The 16,849-nt window shown below is 25.2% G+C and carries 18 protein-coding genes; 14 read left to right on the top strand and 4 right to left on the bottom strand.

Going from position 1 to position 16,849, the window contains the following annotated elements:
* The first annotated feature begins 8 nt into the window (after positions 1 to 8).
* Genes ATCC9714_RS11085 through ATCC9714_RS11075 form a run of 3 tightly spaced genes read left to right on the top strand, consistent with a single transcriptional unit; the run spans position 9 to position 2,695 of the window.
* Positions 9 to 926, top strand: coding sequence for an ABC transporter substrate-binding protein (locus tag ATCC9714_RS11085; protein WP_057545296.1), 918 nt, complete (start codon positions 9 to 11; stop codon positions 924 to 926).
* Positions 904 to 1,935 (top strand): FecCD family ABC transporter permease, encoded by a 1,032-nt coding sequence (locus ATCC9714_RS11080; protein ID WP_057574347.1) that lies wholly within the window; start codon positions 904 to 906, stop codon positions 1,933 to 1,935. The genes ATCC9714_RS11085 and ATCC9714_RS11080 overlap by 23 nt, the downstream gene beginning before the upstream one ends.
* Before the next feature lie 4 nt (positions 1,936 to 1,939).
* Positions 1,940 to 2,695, top strand: coding sequence for an ABC transporter ATP-binding protein (locus tag ATCC9714_RS11075; protein ID WP_057545376.1), 756 nt, complete (start codon positions 1,940 to 1,942; stop codon positions 2,693 to 2,695).
* A gap of 61 nt (positions 2,696 to 2,756) precedes the next feature.
* Here the strand turns inward: ATCC9714_RS11075 and ATCC9714_RS11070 are convergent, their stop codons facing one another.
* On the bottom strand, positions 2,757 to 3,572 hold the full coding sequence (locus tag ATCC9714_RS11070; RefSeq protein ID WP_055339868.1) for a MerR family transcriptional regulator: 816 nt from the start codon (positions 3,570 to 3,572) through the stop codon (positions 2,757 to 2,759).
* A gap of 114 nt (positions 3,573 to 3,686) precedes the next feature.
* On the opposite strand from ATCC9714_RS11070, the gene ATCC9714_RS11065 reads away from it, so the two are divergent.
* From ATCC9714_RS11065 to ATCC9714_RS11050, 4 genes are all read left to right on the top strand, one after another.
* The gene (locus ATCC9714_RS11065; RefSeq protein ID WP_057545293.1) at positions 3,687 to 5,060 is read left to right on the top strand and encodes an MATE family efflux transporter; all 1,374 of its coding nucleotides are present in this window, start codon (positions 3,687 to 3,689) and stop codon (positions 5,058 to 5,060) included.
* Positions 5,061 to 5,270: 210 nt separating this feature from the next.
* The gene (locus ATCC9714_RS11060) at positions 5,271 to 6,641 is read left to right on the top strand and encodes a GTP pyrophosphokinase (protein WP_057545291.1); all 1,371 of its coding nucleotides are present in this window, start codon (positions 5,271 to 5,273) and stop codon (positions 6,639 to 6,641) included.
* A 307-nt stretch (positions 6,642 to 6,948) separates the two neighbouring features.
* Complete coding sequence (locus ATCC9714_RS11055; RefSeq protein ID WP_057545290.1) at positions 6,949 to 8,640, top strand: MutS-related protein; 1,692 nt, start codon at positions 6,949 to 6,951, stop codon at positions 8,638 to 8,640.
* A gap of 56 nt (positions 8,641 to 8,696) precedes the next feature.
* Positions 8,697 to 8,948 carry a hypothetical protein gene (locus ATCC9714_RS11050; protein WP_021128009.1) on the top strand — a complete coding sequence of 84 codons (252 nt, stop codon included), beginning with the start codon at positions 8,697 to 8,699 and terminating at the stop codon, positions 8,946 to 8,948.
* 165 nt (positions 8,949 to 9,113) lie between these two features.
* Here the strand turns inward: ATCC9714_RS11050 and ATCC9714_RS11045 are convergent, their stop codons facing one another.
* Complete coding sequence (locus ATCC9714_RS11045) at positions 9,114 to 9,899, bottom strand: LCP family protein (RefSeq protein ID WP_057545288.1); 786 nt, start codon at positions 9,897 to 9,899, stop codon at positions 9,114 to 9,116.
* A 154-nt stretch (positions 9,900 to 10,053) separates the two neighbouring features.
* On the opposite strand from ATCC9714_RS11045, the gene ATCC9714_RS11040 reads away from it, so the two are divergent.
* From ATCC9714_RS11040 to bioF, 4 genes are all read left to right on the top strand, one after another.
* Positions 10,054 to 10,560: a GNAT family N-acetyltransferase gene (locus ATCC9714_RS11040; RefSeq protein WP_021125944.1), complete on the top strand. Its 507-nt coding sequence runs from the start codon at positions 10,054 to 10,056 to the stop codon at positions 10,558 to 10,560.
* A 145-nt stretch (positions 10,561 to 10,705) separates the two neighbouring features.
* A complete protein-coding gene (locus ATCC9714_RS11035) occupies positions 10,706 to 11,245 on the top strand; it encodes a hypothetical protein (protein WP_077065687.1) in 540 nt (179 codons plus the stop codon).
* Positions 11,232 to 12,041 carry a 6-carboxyhexanoate--CoA ligase gene (locus tag ATCC9714_RS11030; protein WP_057545286.1) on the top strand — a complete coding sequence of 270 codons (810 nt, stop codon included), beginning with the start codon at positions 11,232 to 11,234 and terminating at the stop codon, positions 12,039 to 12,041. The genes ATCC9714_RS11035 and ATCC9714_RS11030 overlap by 14 nt, the downstream gene beginning before the upstream one ends.
* Positions 12,042 to 12,061: 20 nt before the next feature.
* The gene (bioF, locus tag ATCC9714_RS11025) at positions 12,062 to 13,219 is read left to right on the top strand and encodes an 8-amino-7-oxononanoate synthase (protein ID WP_057545284.1); all 1,158 of its coding nucleotides are present in this window, start codon (positions 12,062 to 12,064) and stop codon (positions 13,217 to 13,219) included.
* Between the two features lie 63 nt (positions 13,220 to 13,282).
* Here the strand turns inward: bioF and ATCC9714_RS11020 are convergent, their stop codons facing one another.
* Positions 13,283 to 13,630 (bottom strand): DUF1622 domain-containing protein, encoded by a 348-nt coding sequence (locus tag ATCC9714_RS11020; protein ID WP_021125939.1) that lies wholly within the window; start codon positions 13,628 to 13,630, stop codon positions 13,283 to 13,285.
* 30 nt (positions 13,631 to 13,660) lie between these two features.
* Positions 13,661 to 14,602, bottom strand: a complete 942-nt coding sequence (locus ATCC9714_RS11015; protein ID WP_057545282.1) for a CPBP family intramembrane glutamic endopeptidase — start codon at positions 14,600 to 14,602, stop codon at positions 13,661 to 13,663.
* Positions 14,603 to 14,755: 153 nt separating this feature from the next.
* On the opposite strand from ATCC9714_RS11015, the gene ATCC9714_RS11010 reads away from it, so the two are divergent.
* The 3 genes from ATCC9714_RS11010 (at position 14,756) to ATCC9714_RS11000 (ending at position 16,835) form a co-directional block, all read left to right on the top strand.
* Positions 14,756 to 14,962: a DUF378 domain-containing protein gene (locus ATCC9714_RS11010; protein WP_021128001.1), complete on the top strand. Its 207-nt coding sequence runs from the start codon at positions 14,756 to 14,758 to the stop codon at positions 14,960 to 14,962.
* A gap of 134 nt (positions 14,963 to 15,096) precedes the next feature.
* On the top strand, positions 15,097 to 16,446 hold the full coding sequence (locus tag ATCC9714_RS11005) for an MATE family efflux transporter (protein WP_057545281.1): 1,350 nt from the start codon (positions 15,097 to 15,099) through the stop codon (positions 16,444 to 16,446).
* Positions 16,447 to 16,553: 107 nt separating this feature from the next.
* A complete protein-coding gene (locus tag ATCC9714_RS11000) occupies positions 16,554 to 16,835 on the top strand; it encodes a hypothetical protein (RefSeq protein ID WP_057545279.1) in 282 nt (93 codons plus the stop codon).
* Positions 16,836 to 16,849 lie beyond the last annotated feature (14 nt).

Raw genomic sequence — 16,849 nt, 5'->3', positions numbered from 1 at the left:
AGAAAAAAATGAAAAAAAGAATTTTAACATTAATAACTACATTATTAGTGGTTATGTTGGCTATGGCTGGATGTTCTCAGAAAGAAAAGTTGGTAAAAGATAGAGAAGGAAATGATTTTAAGGTTCCCCAAAAAATCAATAGAATAGTATCTACAGCTCCTTCAAACACTGAGATATTAGTAGAATTAGGATTAGCAGATAAACTAGTTGCAGTAGATAAATATTCTGCTGATATACCTGGTTTACCAAAGAATATAAAATTAATAGATTTTTCAAATCCAGATCCAGAAGCAATAGTATCATTAAATCCAGATATGATAATAGCATCAGGACATAATAAAACAGGAAAAAGTGAAGATCCATTTAAAGTTGTTAAAGATGCAGGAATAAGTGTTGCATATATACCAAGTAGCGATAGCATAAAAGGAATTTATGATGATATAATGTTTATTTCTGATATAACAGGAACTCAAGATAAAGGTAAAAAAATAGTTGATAATATGAAGGCTCAAGTTGCAGAAGTTGAGAAAATAGGAAAATCTATAAAAGGTAAAAAGAAAGTTTACTTTGAAATAGGTCCAGCACCAAACTTATATAGTTTTGGAAATAAAACATTTTTAAATGAGATGATAGAACTTGTAGGTGGAGAAAACATATTTAAAGATCAAGGTGGATGGATATCTCCAAGTGCAGAGTCTATAATAGAGAAAAACCCAGATGTAATAATAACTAATGTAAACTATGTTCCAGATGCAGTTAAAGAAATAAAAAATCGTGAAGGTTGGCAAAATATAGCAGCAATTAAAAATGGACAAGTTTACTTAGTAGATGCAAATACAACATCTAGACCATCTCAAAATATAACAAAAGCATTAAAGCAAATGGCGGAGTACATAAATCCAGATGCATATGCAAAACAAAAATAGACAACTAGCGATACTATCAATACCTTTAGTATTTATGATAATAAGTATTGGAACTTCCATAGGAAGTTCCAATATTCATATACTAGATACAATGAGTATAATACTCAACAATGTATTCAATATACCTTTGAGAGACGGTGTAGATCCAAAGAATATATCTATAATATGGTCTCTAAGGCTGCCAAGAGTATTACTTGCATTTATGGTTGGAGGGTGTTTAGCAGTAAGTGGATCTGTAGTCCAATCAATACTTAAAAATGAACTTGCATCACCTTATACTCTAGGTGTGTCATCTGGGGCATCTTTAGGAGCTGGAATTATTATAGTTACTGGAATTTCAATACCATTTTTAGGTCAATTAACACTTCCGGTAGTAGGATTTTTATTTGGATTATTAACAGTATATGGAGTTGTAGTTTTTTCTTCAAAAATAGATAAATCTATGTCAAACAACACTATTATATTAGCAGGTATGGTATTCTCACTATTTGTAAATGCACTACTCACAACACTTACAGCACTTTTTAGTGAAGATATAAAAAGTATAAGTCTTTGGCAAATGGGAAGTTTTTCTATGAAGGGATGGTCATATGTTAAAGCATTAGTTCCATTTTTAATTATAGGCATGATAGGAGTTTTAAGATATACAAAAGAAATGGATATACTAACATTTGGAGAAGAACAAGCAAAAGTAGTAGGTGTTGAGACTAATAAAATTAAAAAATATTTATTTATATTTTCCGCAGTGTTAACAGGAAGTGCAGTGGCATTAAGTGGAACTATTGGATTTGTAGATTTGATAGCACCTCACATGGTAAGAAAGGTATTTGGATCAAAACATAGTTATGTCATACCTATGTCATTTGTATTTGGAGGTTCTTTAATGGTAATAACTGATTTAATTTCAAGGACTATAATTTCTCCTGCTGAACTTCCTGTTGGATCTATAACTGCCATTATAGGTGCACCATTCTTTGCATATGTATATTTTAGCAAAGGAAAGAAGTGATATTATGTTAGAAGTAAAAAATCTTTATTGTGGATATGATGAAATAGATATTATAAAAGATATTAACTTTAAGGTTGAAGACGGTAAAAATCTTTGTATAGTTGGACCAAATGGATGTGGAAAAAGTACACTTTTAAAATCTATTGCAAATATTATAACTTACAAAGGTAGTATAACTATAGATGGGATGGAAGTATGTAATTTTTCAAGAAAAGAACTTGCTAAAAAAGTAGGACTTATGAGTCAGATAACTCAAATATATTTCCCATATACAATATATGAAACTGTATCACTTGGTAGATATGCACACTCAAAAGGGGTTTTTAATACCCTAAGTAAATTGGATAAAGATATTATATTAGATGCAATTGAACGAGTTGGACTTTTAGATATAAAAGATAAGCCTATAAATGAATTAAGTGGAGGACAGCTTCAAAGAGTATTTCTAGCAAGAACTTTTGCTCAAAATCCAGATATTATATTGCTAGACGAACCTACAAATCATCTAGATTTGAAGTATCAAATTGAACTATTAGAACATTTATCTAAATGGGCTAAAAAGAATAAAAAGATTGTTATTGGAGTATTACACGATCTAAATTTAGTACATTATTTTAGCGATGCAGTTTGTCTACTAAATAATGGCGAAATAGTTTGTTATGGAAAGTCTGAAGAAGTTTTTAATGGAGAACACTTAAAAAGTGTATACAATATAGATATAAAAGAATTTATGTTAAAAGTTCTTGAAAAATGGAAATAGCTATACTTTTGTATAGCTATTTTTTATTATTAAAACTTGTAAAAAATTTTAACATATGAATCTAAATAGCTTTTACAGGAATTGTTATTTTAGTTATATAATCTTTTGATGTATAAGAAGTTAAGCTATCTAAAATACAATATTCAAAGGATGGACCTACTATTTCATACTTATTTTTTTTTATATTTTGAATTAAAATTTCATATGTATTTCCAATACTTGAGTAGTCACCTTTATGAAGTGAAACTGCATAAAGGCCTTTGCTTTTTTCTATAATATTTTCACCTTTTAACTTTGTATAAAGAGGAAAAAATACAGAGTCAGCACTTGTGTACTCTTTTTGATTTAAATTTTCAAGAGAAATAATAGTTCCTAATTGATAGTTATAAGGATATTTTTTACTATGAACCATAGTTAAAAGTTTTTTAAATGCTATATCTGTTTGTAAAAGATTAAAAGGTGGATCAACTTTTTTCACTGCTAAATATTCTGATTCCATTTCTTCAAAGTAGACGCCATCTATATAGCTATGCATGCTTTCTATAGTATTTATTTTATTTTCTAACCTTGTAATAGTTCTTTTTAAATTTTTAACTTGTAAATCTAAAACCTTTTTTTGATCTTTTAAAAGTTTTAATGCCTTATTATTATCTCTTTTTATCAAAAACTCCTTAATATCTTTTATAGGAATACCTATTTCTCTTAGGATTAAAATACTATCTAAAATTTCTAATTGATTAGAAGTATAATATCTATATCCATTATTTTTATCGACTATATTTGGTTTAAACAGATCAATATTATCATAATAAATTAGAGTTTGTTTACTCATATTATGAAGTTTTGCCAGTTCACCTACTGTAAATTTCATATCCATATATACCACCTTATTATTTATAAAAAATTTGCTTGACAATATAGTTACTATATCCCTCACAATTATACTTGTCAAGCGATATCAATTATTTAAAGGATTATAGAGGTGTAAAAAATGGAAGAAGTATTTTTAAAAAAACAAAATTATAAAGAATTTTTAAAATTTGTTTTTCCATCTATTGTAACAATGATATTTTTATCATTTTATACAACTATTGATGGATTCTTTGTATCAAGATATGTAAACTCAGATGCTCTTGCATCTATAAATATTGTAATACCAATTACATGTATAGTATTTGGTATATCAGTTATGCTGGCTACTGGGTCTGGGGCATTAGTTGGGATTAAACTTGGAGAAAGAGATAAAAAAGGAGCAAATCAATTATTTTCTTTTACAACAGTAGTTCTAATTATTATCGGAATAGCTCTAACTATATTAGGAGTAATTTTTTTAAAACCAATTTTAATGTTTTTAGGAACAACAGAAAAATTATTACCTTATGCTAAACCATATGGAATAGTTACAATTTTAATGACAATACCTATGATGTTAAAATTATATTTTGAATACTATACACGTGTAGATGGAAGTCCTAAAGTAGCACTTTTAATGTCTAGTTTAGGATTAATTCTAAATATAGTTTTAGATTTTTTATTTATAAGAATATTTAAAATGGGTATACTTGGAGCTGGGTTAGGTACTTATATAGCTATAACTGTATCTGGGTTAGTAGGATTAATTTACTTTATAAGTAGTAAATCTAACTTGAAATTTACAAAACCGAAAGCAGATTTTAAAGCGCTACTTAACTCTTGTTATAATGGTATCTCTGAGATGTTTACAGAATTATCAACAGGAATAACTACATTTTTATTTAATAAAAGTATACTAGCTTTTAGTGGTGAAAATGGAATTGCTGCAATGTCTATTATAATTTACATTTATTATTTCTTTATAGCTGTATATTTTGGAGTATCTGTTGGTATATCTCCTATGATTAGTTATAACTTTGGGGCTAAAAATAAAGAGAAAATAAAAGAAAGTTTAAAACATAGTTTTTTAACTATAGGATGGAGTTCTATAGTAATATTTTTAATATCCATGTTTTTAGGGGAAAATATAATTGGTGTGTTTACTCAAGATAAGCAGGTATATGCTATTGCAACAGAAGGAATTAAACTATTTTCCTATGGATTTTTGCTTATAGGACTTAATATATTCATGTCAGGATATTTTACAGCTATAGGAAATGGTCAAATATCTGCTATAATATCAGTTTTAAGATCACTGATATTTGTAGTTGCTACAATAATAATACTTCCAAGCCTTATAGGGTTAGATGGTATATGGTTAGCAATACCAATATCAGAGTTGCTTACTGTATTTTTCTCAGTATTCTTCTATATAAAAAAAGGTAGAGATATTTTAGAACATGAGGAAAATATATGTAAAAAGAGGCAAACTTCATTAAAAAATGAATATTAAATGCTAATCTATAGTAGCTATATGAATATAACTTTTGTATAGCTATTATAGATTTATTTTTTATATTAATGAAAATATTTAATATTAAAAAACTACAAAATTAAACTACTATTAAGTTTTAATCAAGATTACAATTTCGTTATTTGATTAAATTAGTGTTTTTGTGTAATATTTATAATATACAAAAAAAGACATCAAGGAGAACTTGTTATGAGCTTGAAAGAATTTGAATACATAGATGGATCACTAGAAATACTTAAGGAAATAACACCTACTCTTAATATGCTGTCAGATGAATTAATAAATTACTTTGAAAATATACTTAATAGATATGACCAAGACTATTTAAATGTTAATTCAAGAGTTAAAACGGAGTATAGTTTAAGAGAGAAGATAATAAGAAATAAATATTTAAAAAGATATAAAACGCCTAAGGAATTAATACACAACTTATCAGATTTGATAGGGGTTAGATTAGAGTGTAGATTTATAGAAGAAGAACGTAAAATATACAAATTATTAAAAAATTATTTTAATAAAACAGAAGACAGTATATATTACTATAATGAAGAGAATGAAAATATAAGGATAAGACTAGATAAAGAGCAACCGAGAAAACAAAAAAATGGATTTGAGATATATAGGATAGATGGATTGTTTTTATATGGAGATAAGAAAATTAGCTTTGAAATTCAAATTAAATCTATGGTAAATATTTTTTGGAGTGATATAGAACATAATGTTATTTACAAAAATAATGCATATTTAATGATGGATAAGTTTTTAAGTGATGTATTTGCATCTATAAAAACTAATTTGACAATGATTGATAATCAATTACTTTCTGTATACAAAACATTTAGTTCAACTACTACAAAGGATAAAGATTCAAAACAAAAATCCATGGAAAAGTTTTTAGCGAAAATTGCATATGATACATTTGCTGAAAAAATGGAAGAAGATATAGGATTTATAATAGACTTTAAAAAACCATGTGAAACGATTGTAAATTATTCTTTTAATAAAAATCAAGAAGGTGTAGATATAGGAGAAGATACTACTATACAAGGGCTTATTAGAATAAATGAGATATCTAAAAAGGATATAGATTTTAATTCAAAGATACGCTTTAATAAAAGACCAGAGTTTGAAGATGAGTTTTGTGAAAGATTAGGCAATTTTATAATTTCAAAGTTAAATTGTGAATTTATATGGAATTTATTTTTTAGAATATTATTTGAAATAGAGCCACTTAATAATAAAAAGGATTTTGAAAACTTTATTTTATTTATAAAAGAAAAGGTTATACCTATAAAGCATCAAGCTAAACTTCAATTAAACTACAAAACAAAGAGTAAGATAATATTAAATGATATATATATGCAAGTGGTAAATACTTTAATAGAAATAGATTCTATAGAAATTTTATATGAAGAAAATTTAGATAATGTAAATAATATAATAAAAAAAATTATAAATGATATCTGTAAAAATGTAGATTCTTATAAAGAGTATGAAATTAAAAAAGAAAAATATATGGAGCTTATTAGTAAGAAAATTAAAGATTCTGTTCATGAATAAAAATAAAAAGATAGCTATACAAATCAATTTGTATAGCTATCTTTTTATTGAAAGCAGGATGCTAGAAAAATTCTAAAAAGAAAATAAACTTATATGAGGTAAATGTCTAGCTACATTTATAAATATGAAATTAGAATTAAGGAAAATACTCCATATATGAATATAATAAATAGAAGATTGAAATAAAAGTTAAGATTTTACTTAATTGTTTATTGATAAAATGTAATATATACTAATTATATAATGGTAAGTTTAAATGAAAATTTTAAGTTATAAAAAAATAAATATGAGTAGATAGGGGTATACTATGGATGAGATTTTCAAGGGATTAATAGCAGTAGGAGTAATATTATTAGTAGGTATTTTATTTTCAATTTACGAAAATAGAAAAAGAATAAAATATCTTAAATTAAATATAGTTAGTCAGTATGGGAAAGAAATTGATTTAGAAGATGTAAATTTAAAAATGCAAAATGTATCTAGCTATTTTAAAAATAAAAATGAAAATAAAACTATAGATGATATAACATGGAATGATTTAAGTTTAGATGATGTATTTAAGAAAATAAATAATACACAGAGTACAGCAGGACAAGAAGTCCTTTATGATATTCTTAGAAATCCATTACACAATAAAGATGAACTTTCAAGAAGAGATAATATTATAGAGTTTTTTAGGAACAATGAAAAAGAAAGACAAAATATACAATTAATATTAGGAAAACTAGGAAAGACAGATGAGCTATATATAACTAATTGTCTATTTAATAAATCTGATAATAGTAAGAGCAAATTATTAATATATAGGATATTGGCATGGTTTCCTACTATAAGTTTGATTTTTTTATTTCTAAATCCATTATTTATAGTTTTAACAATTGGGTTAGTAACTTTAAATGTGTTTATAAGCCAAAGAAATAAAATTGAAAATTATGATGCTAGTGGATTTAGTTATATGATAAAACTTATAAATGTAGCTAATAAAATAAAGGAAAATAAAATAAAAGAATTAGATGAAAATATGAAGAATATAGATTTAAATTTAAAAAATCTTAAAAATATAAGAAGAAAAAGCATTTCTACAGAGCAAAAATCTATAATGAGTGATTTAGATGTTTTTTCTGAATATGCTAATTTAGCTTTCTTAAGAGAACTCATTACTTATGAGAAAATAAAAAATACTATTATAAGAAATAAAGAAGATTTAAAGGAAATATATGAATACATAGGAAAAATAGACGCATTAATAGCAATAGCATCATTTAGAGATAGTCTTGAGTTTTACTCAAAACCTATACTTACAAAGTCAAACTCGAAAATAGATAACCATATTTCTTTTAAAGATATATATCACCCTCTTATAAAAAATCCAGTACTAAATAGCAGAAACTTTTATAAGGATGTATTGCTTACAGGATCTAATGCTTCTGGAAAATCAACATTTATAAAGACAATTGCAATAAATTCTATATTAGCTCAGACTATATATACTTGTTTAGCTCATGAATATAAATCTTCGTATTTTAATATATATACATCAATGGCTTTAAAAGATAATATACATAATAGTGAGAGTTACTATATAGTAGAAATAAAATCATTAAAAAGAATATTAGATAGTATAAATGATGAAATACCTTGTTTATGCTTTGTAGATGAAATACTTAGAGGTACAAATACTGTAGAACGTATAGCTTCTTCAAGTGAAGTTTTAAATTTTATAGGAAACAATAATACTCTATGCTTTGCTGCTACTCACGATATTGAACTTACTTATATTTTAAAACATATATATGATAATTATCACTTTGAAGAAACTATAACAGATGATGATATTAAGTTTGATTACAAGCTTCACAATGGTCGTGCTCAAACTAGAAATGCTATAAAACTATTAGGATTTATGGGGTATGATAAAATTTTAGTTGAAAAAGCAGATAAAAGAGCTAAAACATTTTTAAATTCAGGAGTATGGGAATCAGAAACAGTTAGTATCTAGAGATAAAAAGGATATTGTCAAAAAAAATAGAATAATATATAAAGAGGTGACTTTATATGTTAAAACAAAGTATAGTTTTAGAATTTGATAAAAATAAAGTTTGTGAAGACTATATTATAAGAAATATTAATTACTATATTTTGCAGTCTAATAAAGGTATGGAATTTATATCTGAAGGAAAAAAGAAAGATGCGATGAAAATATTAAACAAACTTAAAAAGAATCTTAAAAAAGAATATTCATATTACAATAAAGATAGTGTTAAAATTTTTATAGAGCCAAATAATGTATATAGAACATACCATTGAGGAATTATTTTGGCCTATTCAAAGTTATATAAAACATACTCGTACAAATATTTATATGAAAATCTGTTTAATATATGGGACAGTATTTCAAATAATGATGCTTGTCTATTTTTAGGTTATACAATAAATAACTAAAGGAGCTTATTATATAATAAGCTCCTTTAGTTATTTATTGTATATAAATTGATTTAATTCAAGTAAGTTTATGCTTCTATCCCATCCAAGGAAAGAATTATTATATAAACTTATATAGCTACTATATTCAATCAATGGAAATTGAAGTTGTTTAGCTGTATAGTTTTCAAAACTAAGGGCTGTAAAACCTAGATTAAGCATTTTAGAAGGAGTTATATTGATTTTGATATATGGAAAAGTATGATATATAATCCTGGGATAATATATAAAATCAAGTTTAGAAAAACTATAAAGTATTTCTTGTAATATTTTTCTTTGAATTTCTTCTTGTAAAAGTGTATCTTTCTTAGAATATTTATAAAGTAAATTTACTGTTTCCTGACCATTTACATGTGAGCCTTCAAAGTTAATACCATTAATAGAATCAATTATTTTTATTAATGCAACTTTATTTATAACTACATAATTATCTATTTTTAAATTGAAATTATTTTTCATAGTTTCAATTAGAATATATTCTTTGCCATTTATATAGGAATCGCTTAAATTTCCATAACCTATATTAGGAATATCAACTAAACTATCTTTACAAATAGAAGTTATCTTTAAGGATTTATTTACTGAATCTATAGTTAAAACTATACAACAGTATAGTTTTGAATTTGAGTTACTTAAGGGATTTAACCCTATTATAAGTAGATTGTTAATACCGTTGATATACTGAGCATTTGTATCTAATGCATAAGAATTAGTAGTATTTAGATTGAAAATATAATATATTAAAATTAAAAAAAGTAATTGTTTTAACTTGAACATAAAAACCTCGCATTGTTTAATTTTATTTAGTTTTAACTAAAATTAAACAATATTATTCAAAAATAATATTATTTTACTTGAATAGGTTATAAATAATTGAAAATTTTAATATGAAATGATAGAATATTTAGAAAAAACATCATTGGGGGATTTTATGATAAGGAAAGCAAATAAGGAAGATATAAAAGAAATAATGGGAATAATAAAAGATACAGTAAAAGAAATGAAGTTATACAATAATACACAATGGGATGAAAATTATCCAAATGAAAGTGACTTTATAAATGATATCAATAGACAGGAATTATATGTAGATGAGAGAGATGAAGAGCTTGTTGGTCTGATATGTTTGAATAAAGTAGAAGCACCAGAATATAAAAGCCTAGAATGGGAAATTAATGAGGATGCTTTGGTTATTCATAGGGTAGCTGTTAAATCATCTAAACGGAATTTAGGTATAGGTAGTAATCTTATGAAATTTGCAGAAAAGATATCTGTTGAACAAGGATTGAGACATATAAAAACAGATACATATTTATTAAATGAAAAAATGGATTATTTATTTAAGAAACATGGATATAAAACAATTGGTCAGGTTAGGTTTGAGGATAAAGAAAAGCCATTTAATTGTTATGAAAAGTTAATAAATATTGAAATTTAATAAAAATAGCTTAGATTAGTATGTTAATCTAAGCTATTTTTATTTTCAAAAGGTAAACTTAAATTAGATCTACAGTTGACAAAAATGAAATATAAATATACTATATGGAATATAATGTTAACTTAAAAAATAAGGAGGTTGACCTATGGGGAGAAAAACGAGAGAATTAACTTTAATATCATTTTTATCAGTAGTTATAGCAATATCAGGAATATTTAAGCTACCTGGATTAATACCTGGGACAGAGTTTCAAATGTCGGCTCCAATAGCCATTGGGATATGTGCCACTTTTGGATTTAAAAGATACATATATTCAGGTATAATAGCTAGTTTTATAAACTTATTGATGGGGACTCACACTATATTAAATATAATAGTTGCTATGATATTTAGGGTTGTTGCTGGTGGATTAATAGGTATATTTGGAAGTAGTATATCAGTTGTAACAATAGCTGGACCTGTAGGAACTTTTATAGGGAGAGTTATTATGAGTTTTATAACAGGAGCATCATTAAAAGCACTAATCTTTGCTGCTTCTATAGGTATGGTTTATACAGCAATATCATCATATTTAGTTTTTAAATTAATAAAAAATATAACTATAAATACTTCATATAAAGAATTTATAGTAGGAAAAAATAAATTTAAAAGAAAAAGGGAAAGAGATAGATATGAGCTTATATAGTATAAAGATGAGATCATCAAAAGGATTAGATGGAGTAGAAAAACATATATCAGGAGCTGAAAATATAGTTAATGAAACTGATTTAGAAAATGCTGTAAATAACCTTATAAAAAGAGCATTAAATCACACTAAAGGAAAATCCGACAGTATAAATATAAAAGTAGAAAAATTAAATGAGTTAGATATAAAATACATAAATCCACTTAGTGTAAATACTATTGATGTGAAAAATCATATAGAAGGGCTTGATGTTGTTAAACAAATAATAAAAAACTTAGGAATAGATGAAAAAAAGTGTGAATATATAATTAAACTTTTAAAAGAAAATTCAAATATGAGAGGAGCTATTCTTTTAGATGTAAATACGCTTGAAAGATTAGAAAAAGATAAATTAAGAGGTATAAGAGCAACTTATATGGATTTTGAAAATAATAATATTAATTTGTTATCAAAGAGTATAAATACGAATGCTCACTTTTTAGAAGCATTAGCACTATCTAGCAAAGTTATAAGCTGTAATGAAGTTATAGCTGAAATTTGTTATTCAGATGATCCAAACTACACAACTGGATATGTTGCTTCTAAGAAATATGGATATGTTCGTATAACAAATTTAAAAGAAGTAGGTAGTGAGAATGGCGGTAGAATTTTTTTATATGATTCATTAAAAGATAACTTACAAAGATGTATAGATTATATAGAAAATAAAAAGGTCATTGTAAAAAACACTATAAGTATTAATGAAACTATAAGTTATGATGAATTTATGAACAATAATGAATTAATTAAAAAATAAACTTTAAAAAGGCGATTAATATGAAAAACATTGAAAATCAAATTGAAGAGATGAAGTCTAATGACTTATATAGAAAAATTAGGTATTTATCAAAGCCTCAAGAAAAATACACTATTATAGATGATAAAGAAGTTTTATTAATGTCATCTAACAATTACCTTGGGTTAGCAAACAATAAAAAAGTAAAACAAAGTGCAATAGAAGCAATAAATAAATATGGGATTGGATCAGGTGGATCAAGATTAACTACTGGAAGTTATGATTTACATAAAAAGTTAGAAGAGAAAATATCAAAATTTAAAGATTATGAAGATTGCTTGATTTTTAATACAGGATATATGGCAAATATGGGGGTTATATCCTCTATATGTGATGATACATATACAATATTTAGTGATGAATTAAATCATGCAAGTATAATTGATGGGTGCAAATTATCAAAGGCTAAGATAGTTGTATACAAACATAATGATATGAATGATTTGAAGAAAAAAGTAGAGCTTATATCTACTGAAAAAGGAGTTATAATTACAGATAGTGTTTTTAGTATGGATGGAGATATAGCAAATATACCTAAAATAATAGAAATAGCAAAAAAGAATAAACTAATTACAATCGTAGATGATGCGCATGCTACTGGGGTAATAGGCAAAACTGGTAGAGGGAGTAGTGAGTATTTTAATACAAAAGATATTGATATAATTATAGGAACTTTAAGCAAAGCCATTGGGAGTGAGGGAGGATTTGTATGCTCAAATAAAAAAGTTATAGAGTTTTTGAGAAATAAAGCAAGAAGTTTTATATTCTCAACAGCATTATCTCCGGCAGTTATAGCAGCATCTATTAAAAGTATCGAAATAATTGAAGAAAATTATAAAATGGTAGATAAACTAAATAATAATATTGATTATTTCATCAAAAGATTAAATGAAATAGGATTTTATGTAAAATCAAGTACACCAATAGTACCTATAATTATAGGAAATGAAAAAGAAGCTTTAAAATTTAGTGATGAATTAATAGAAAGTGGGATATTCATACCAGCGATAAGATATCCAACTGTAAAAAAAGGAGAAGCTAGACTCAGAGCAACTCTTATGGCTACACATAGCTTTAAAGATATAGATAATGTAATTATTCAAATGGAAAAAATAAGAACAAAACTTAATTTAGATTAGCAAGTTTTAATATAAATAAAATGATATATCAAGATTTTGATATATCATTTTATTTTTTATGCACTAGTTTTTATTGTTTTTATAATTGTTTTCATTGGAGTCTTGCTTGATTTCCCATTGGATAACAAATGTCATAAGAACTCTAAGTAAAAATACAGCACCTAAAATAACTAATTCATCTAAAGTTTTTACTAAGACTGTTTTTAAAATTTCTGCGGCTAGCTTAAATTCTAATCCAGTAGCCATAGCCGTTGCAAATTGATGTTTAAAAGTAACGTCTTTTTTCAATAATATTCTTCTTAGATAATAATAAAATGCTGTAAAAGCACCAATTGTTATTATTATAACACCCATAATTTCAAATATTGTAACTAAAATGGGTATATATTTGGACATGAATTCTTCTAACATAAAATCCTCCTAAGGTTATAATAATATATATTATTTGTAAATTGGACCATAGTTATTAAAATACTTTTTAAATAATCCTTTCTTATCTAAATAAAAAATAAGAATTATTCCAAGTAAAAGTACAACTGTAGAACAAAGACCAGCTTCAGGACCAAAATTTCCACCTGAAATAGATGGATTGCCTTTTAAATTTAAATCTAGTAAACTGCCTATTGATACATTTATACCACTAACTTCAAAACCAAATAAATTTCCTTGAGCAAAATTCCATGCGCTATGAATTCCACAAGCTCCCCATAAATCATTAGTTTTTAATACATATAGTCCAAACAAATACCCAACCAAAATTATATTTAAAATAGCTATATAATCTACATTAGGATTTAATAAATGGAGCGCTCCAAAAAATACGGATGAAATAAATAAACCAATATGTATATTGTATCGAGCACTTAAAACATTCATAAGCCATCCACGAGTTAAAATCTCTTCTGTACCTCCTTGGATTATCCATCCAATTAAAATTATAGATACATTTGAAATTGCAAATATACCAACAGGTTGAGATGGATTTTTATTTATATCTACAAATCCGAAAAGATATAAAATTAAAACTACTATACTCATTAATATTAAGCCTATAACAAATCCTAATAAATATTTTTTAAAAAATCCTGATTTTTCAAAACCAATAGAGGAAATATTTCTTTTTTCTATTTTTTTTACTCTGAAAAATACTAACAAAGATATGCCTATAAAACTAATCAAAGAACTTAAAAGAATAATTAAATTTTGATTAGACTCAAAATATGGAATTATACCCATAATTACAATTAAAGGTAAAGTTATTAAAGAACCTATTAAAGAACCAATATTTAAAAATATTAGTGCTAAAATAAGTGCCCATATTAAATTAGGTAATTTTTTAGAATATCGTGCCTTATCAATTAAAGTTTCATTTCTAGTAAACATAAATACCCCCAAAAAATCTATATTTTACTACTAAATATATTCTAGCATATAGTATCTAAGTAATAAAATTTCAGAAATGTTATAAAAAAAAGAATATTAAAATAAATTTTGGGAAAAATGTTTATAACAAAACATTCATAAGGAGTGTGTAATATGCTATTAAAACAAATTTCATTGATATTAGTTATAATAGGAGCTATAAACTGGGGATCGATAGGATTGTTTCAATTAGATCTTGTAGGTTACCTATTTGGCGGAACTTATTCTATGATAAGTAGAACTATATTTGTACTAGTTGGATTAGCAGGATTATATTCTATATATACATTAGCTAATCTAAAAGAAAATACACACAAATAACAATAAAAAGGATGGCATAAAAATAGCCATCTTTTTTTATATTAATATTATAAATAAATATTAATAATTTACTGTTGACTCTATACCTACTATAGACTTTATAATTTATTTTATAAAAATATAGGAGGTATAATATGGTTAGTGAATTTTTAAGATATGCCATACCATCATCATTGGCAATGTTTATATCGTCATTATACACTGTAATAGATGGAATTTTTGTAGGTCAAGGTGTTGGAGATTCAGCATTAGCTGCTGTAAATATAGTACTTCCTTTTACTGTAGTTTTATTTGGGATTGCAAGTATGCTAGCAGTAGGTGGAGGAGCATTAGTATCTAAAAATGTAGGTGCTGATGATATAGATAAAGCAGTTGATATATTTAGGCAAGTATTTAAGTTATTATTAATTATAAGTGTTGTTACTAGTATTATTTGTATATTATTTACTGGACCTATAGTAAGAATGTTAGGTGCAACAGATAATTTGGAGCCATTAGCTATAGATTATCTTAGATTTTATGCAATTTTTTGTACACCAAACTTAGTTGGTATAGTACTTAATAGTTTCGTAAGAAATGATAATAGACCTAAACTTGCAATGGTATCTACCATAGCAGGAGCAATAACTAATGTTATTTTAGACTATGTATTTATATTTATATTATCTATGGGAATAAAAGGAGCTGCAATAGCAACGGGACTTGGTCAAATTGTTACTGTTCTTATATTATTACCACATTTCTTAAAGAGAAAAGGATATTTAAGTTTTGGAAATACATCACTAGATAAAGCTACAATAAAAGAAGTTTTAAATGTAGGATTTCCATCATTCTTCGGTCAAGCAAGTTTTTCTATTATAGTATTTTTACACAATATAGCTTTATCAAACTTTATGGGAGAGATTGGTATAGCAACATACAGCATAATAAACTATATAACTACAAATATATATATGGTTTTACTAGGATTAACATTTGGGGCACAACCACTTATAAGTTACAATTTTGGTAGAAAAGACTCTAAAAAAATGTTAAAGTTTTATAACATAAATTGTAAATGTTCGCTTATAGTTAGTATAAGTGCAGCTTTAATATGTTATGTATTTGGTAGAAGTATAGTTGGTATATTTACTACTGATCCTAAAATAGCTGAACTTGGATATCATGGTATAAAAATAGCTTGCTTAGCATATATTATAGGTAGTATAAACTTAAATACTTTAGTTTATTATCAAGCTATTGAAATTCCTAAGTTTTCTAATTTAATATGCTTATTTAGATCTATAGTGTTCTTACCAGTATGCTTAATAGTTTTACCAAAACTATTTGGATTAAATGGGATATGGGTAAGTGTGTTAGTATCAGAAAGTATAACTTTTATAGTTATGTATATCATGGCTAATATTAAAAAATATACAGCTAAAGTTATTAATGAAGCGGAAAAAAGCCAATCTGTTGTTTTTGGAGATGCATCTAATATATAGACAAAATAAAAACTGTACTCTAATTTTTAGAGTACAGTTTTTATTTTGTCTAAAAGGGTAAGAATTTAGTAAAGTATTATTTTGAAAATATTTAAGAAGGTGAAAAAATGTTAGATATTAAAAATTTTACAAAAGTCACTTTAGAAAAGTTAAAAAAATTTAATACAGGAGATCAATTAGAGCTACTTACTTATAAAAAGGATAGAAAAATAATAATTACGAAAACTGATTATAGTAAATTTAATATCATTGAAGATGGATTTGAATATAATAAATTTGAAAATATAGATATAAAAAACTTAGAAAAAATTTTAAAGAAACTTAAAAAAATTGAATTTCCAAGAAGTAATAAGTTTTTTCTGAAAATAAAAAAGTTTATTAAATTATAAAAAAGTACAAATTC

The sequence above is a fragment of the Paraclostridium sordellii genome (genome assembly GCF_000953675.1).
Lineage (GTDB): Bacteria > Bacillota > Clostridia > Peptostreptococcales > Peptostreptococcaceae > Paraclostridium > Paraclostridium sordellii.
The sequence above is the reverse complement of the archived record's forward strand: the minus strand, read 5'-3'. Positions and strand labels throughout refer to the sequence as shown.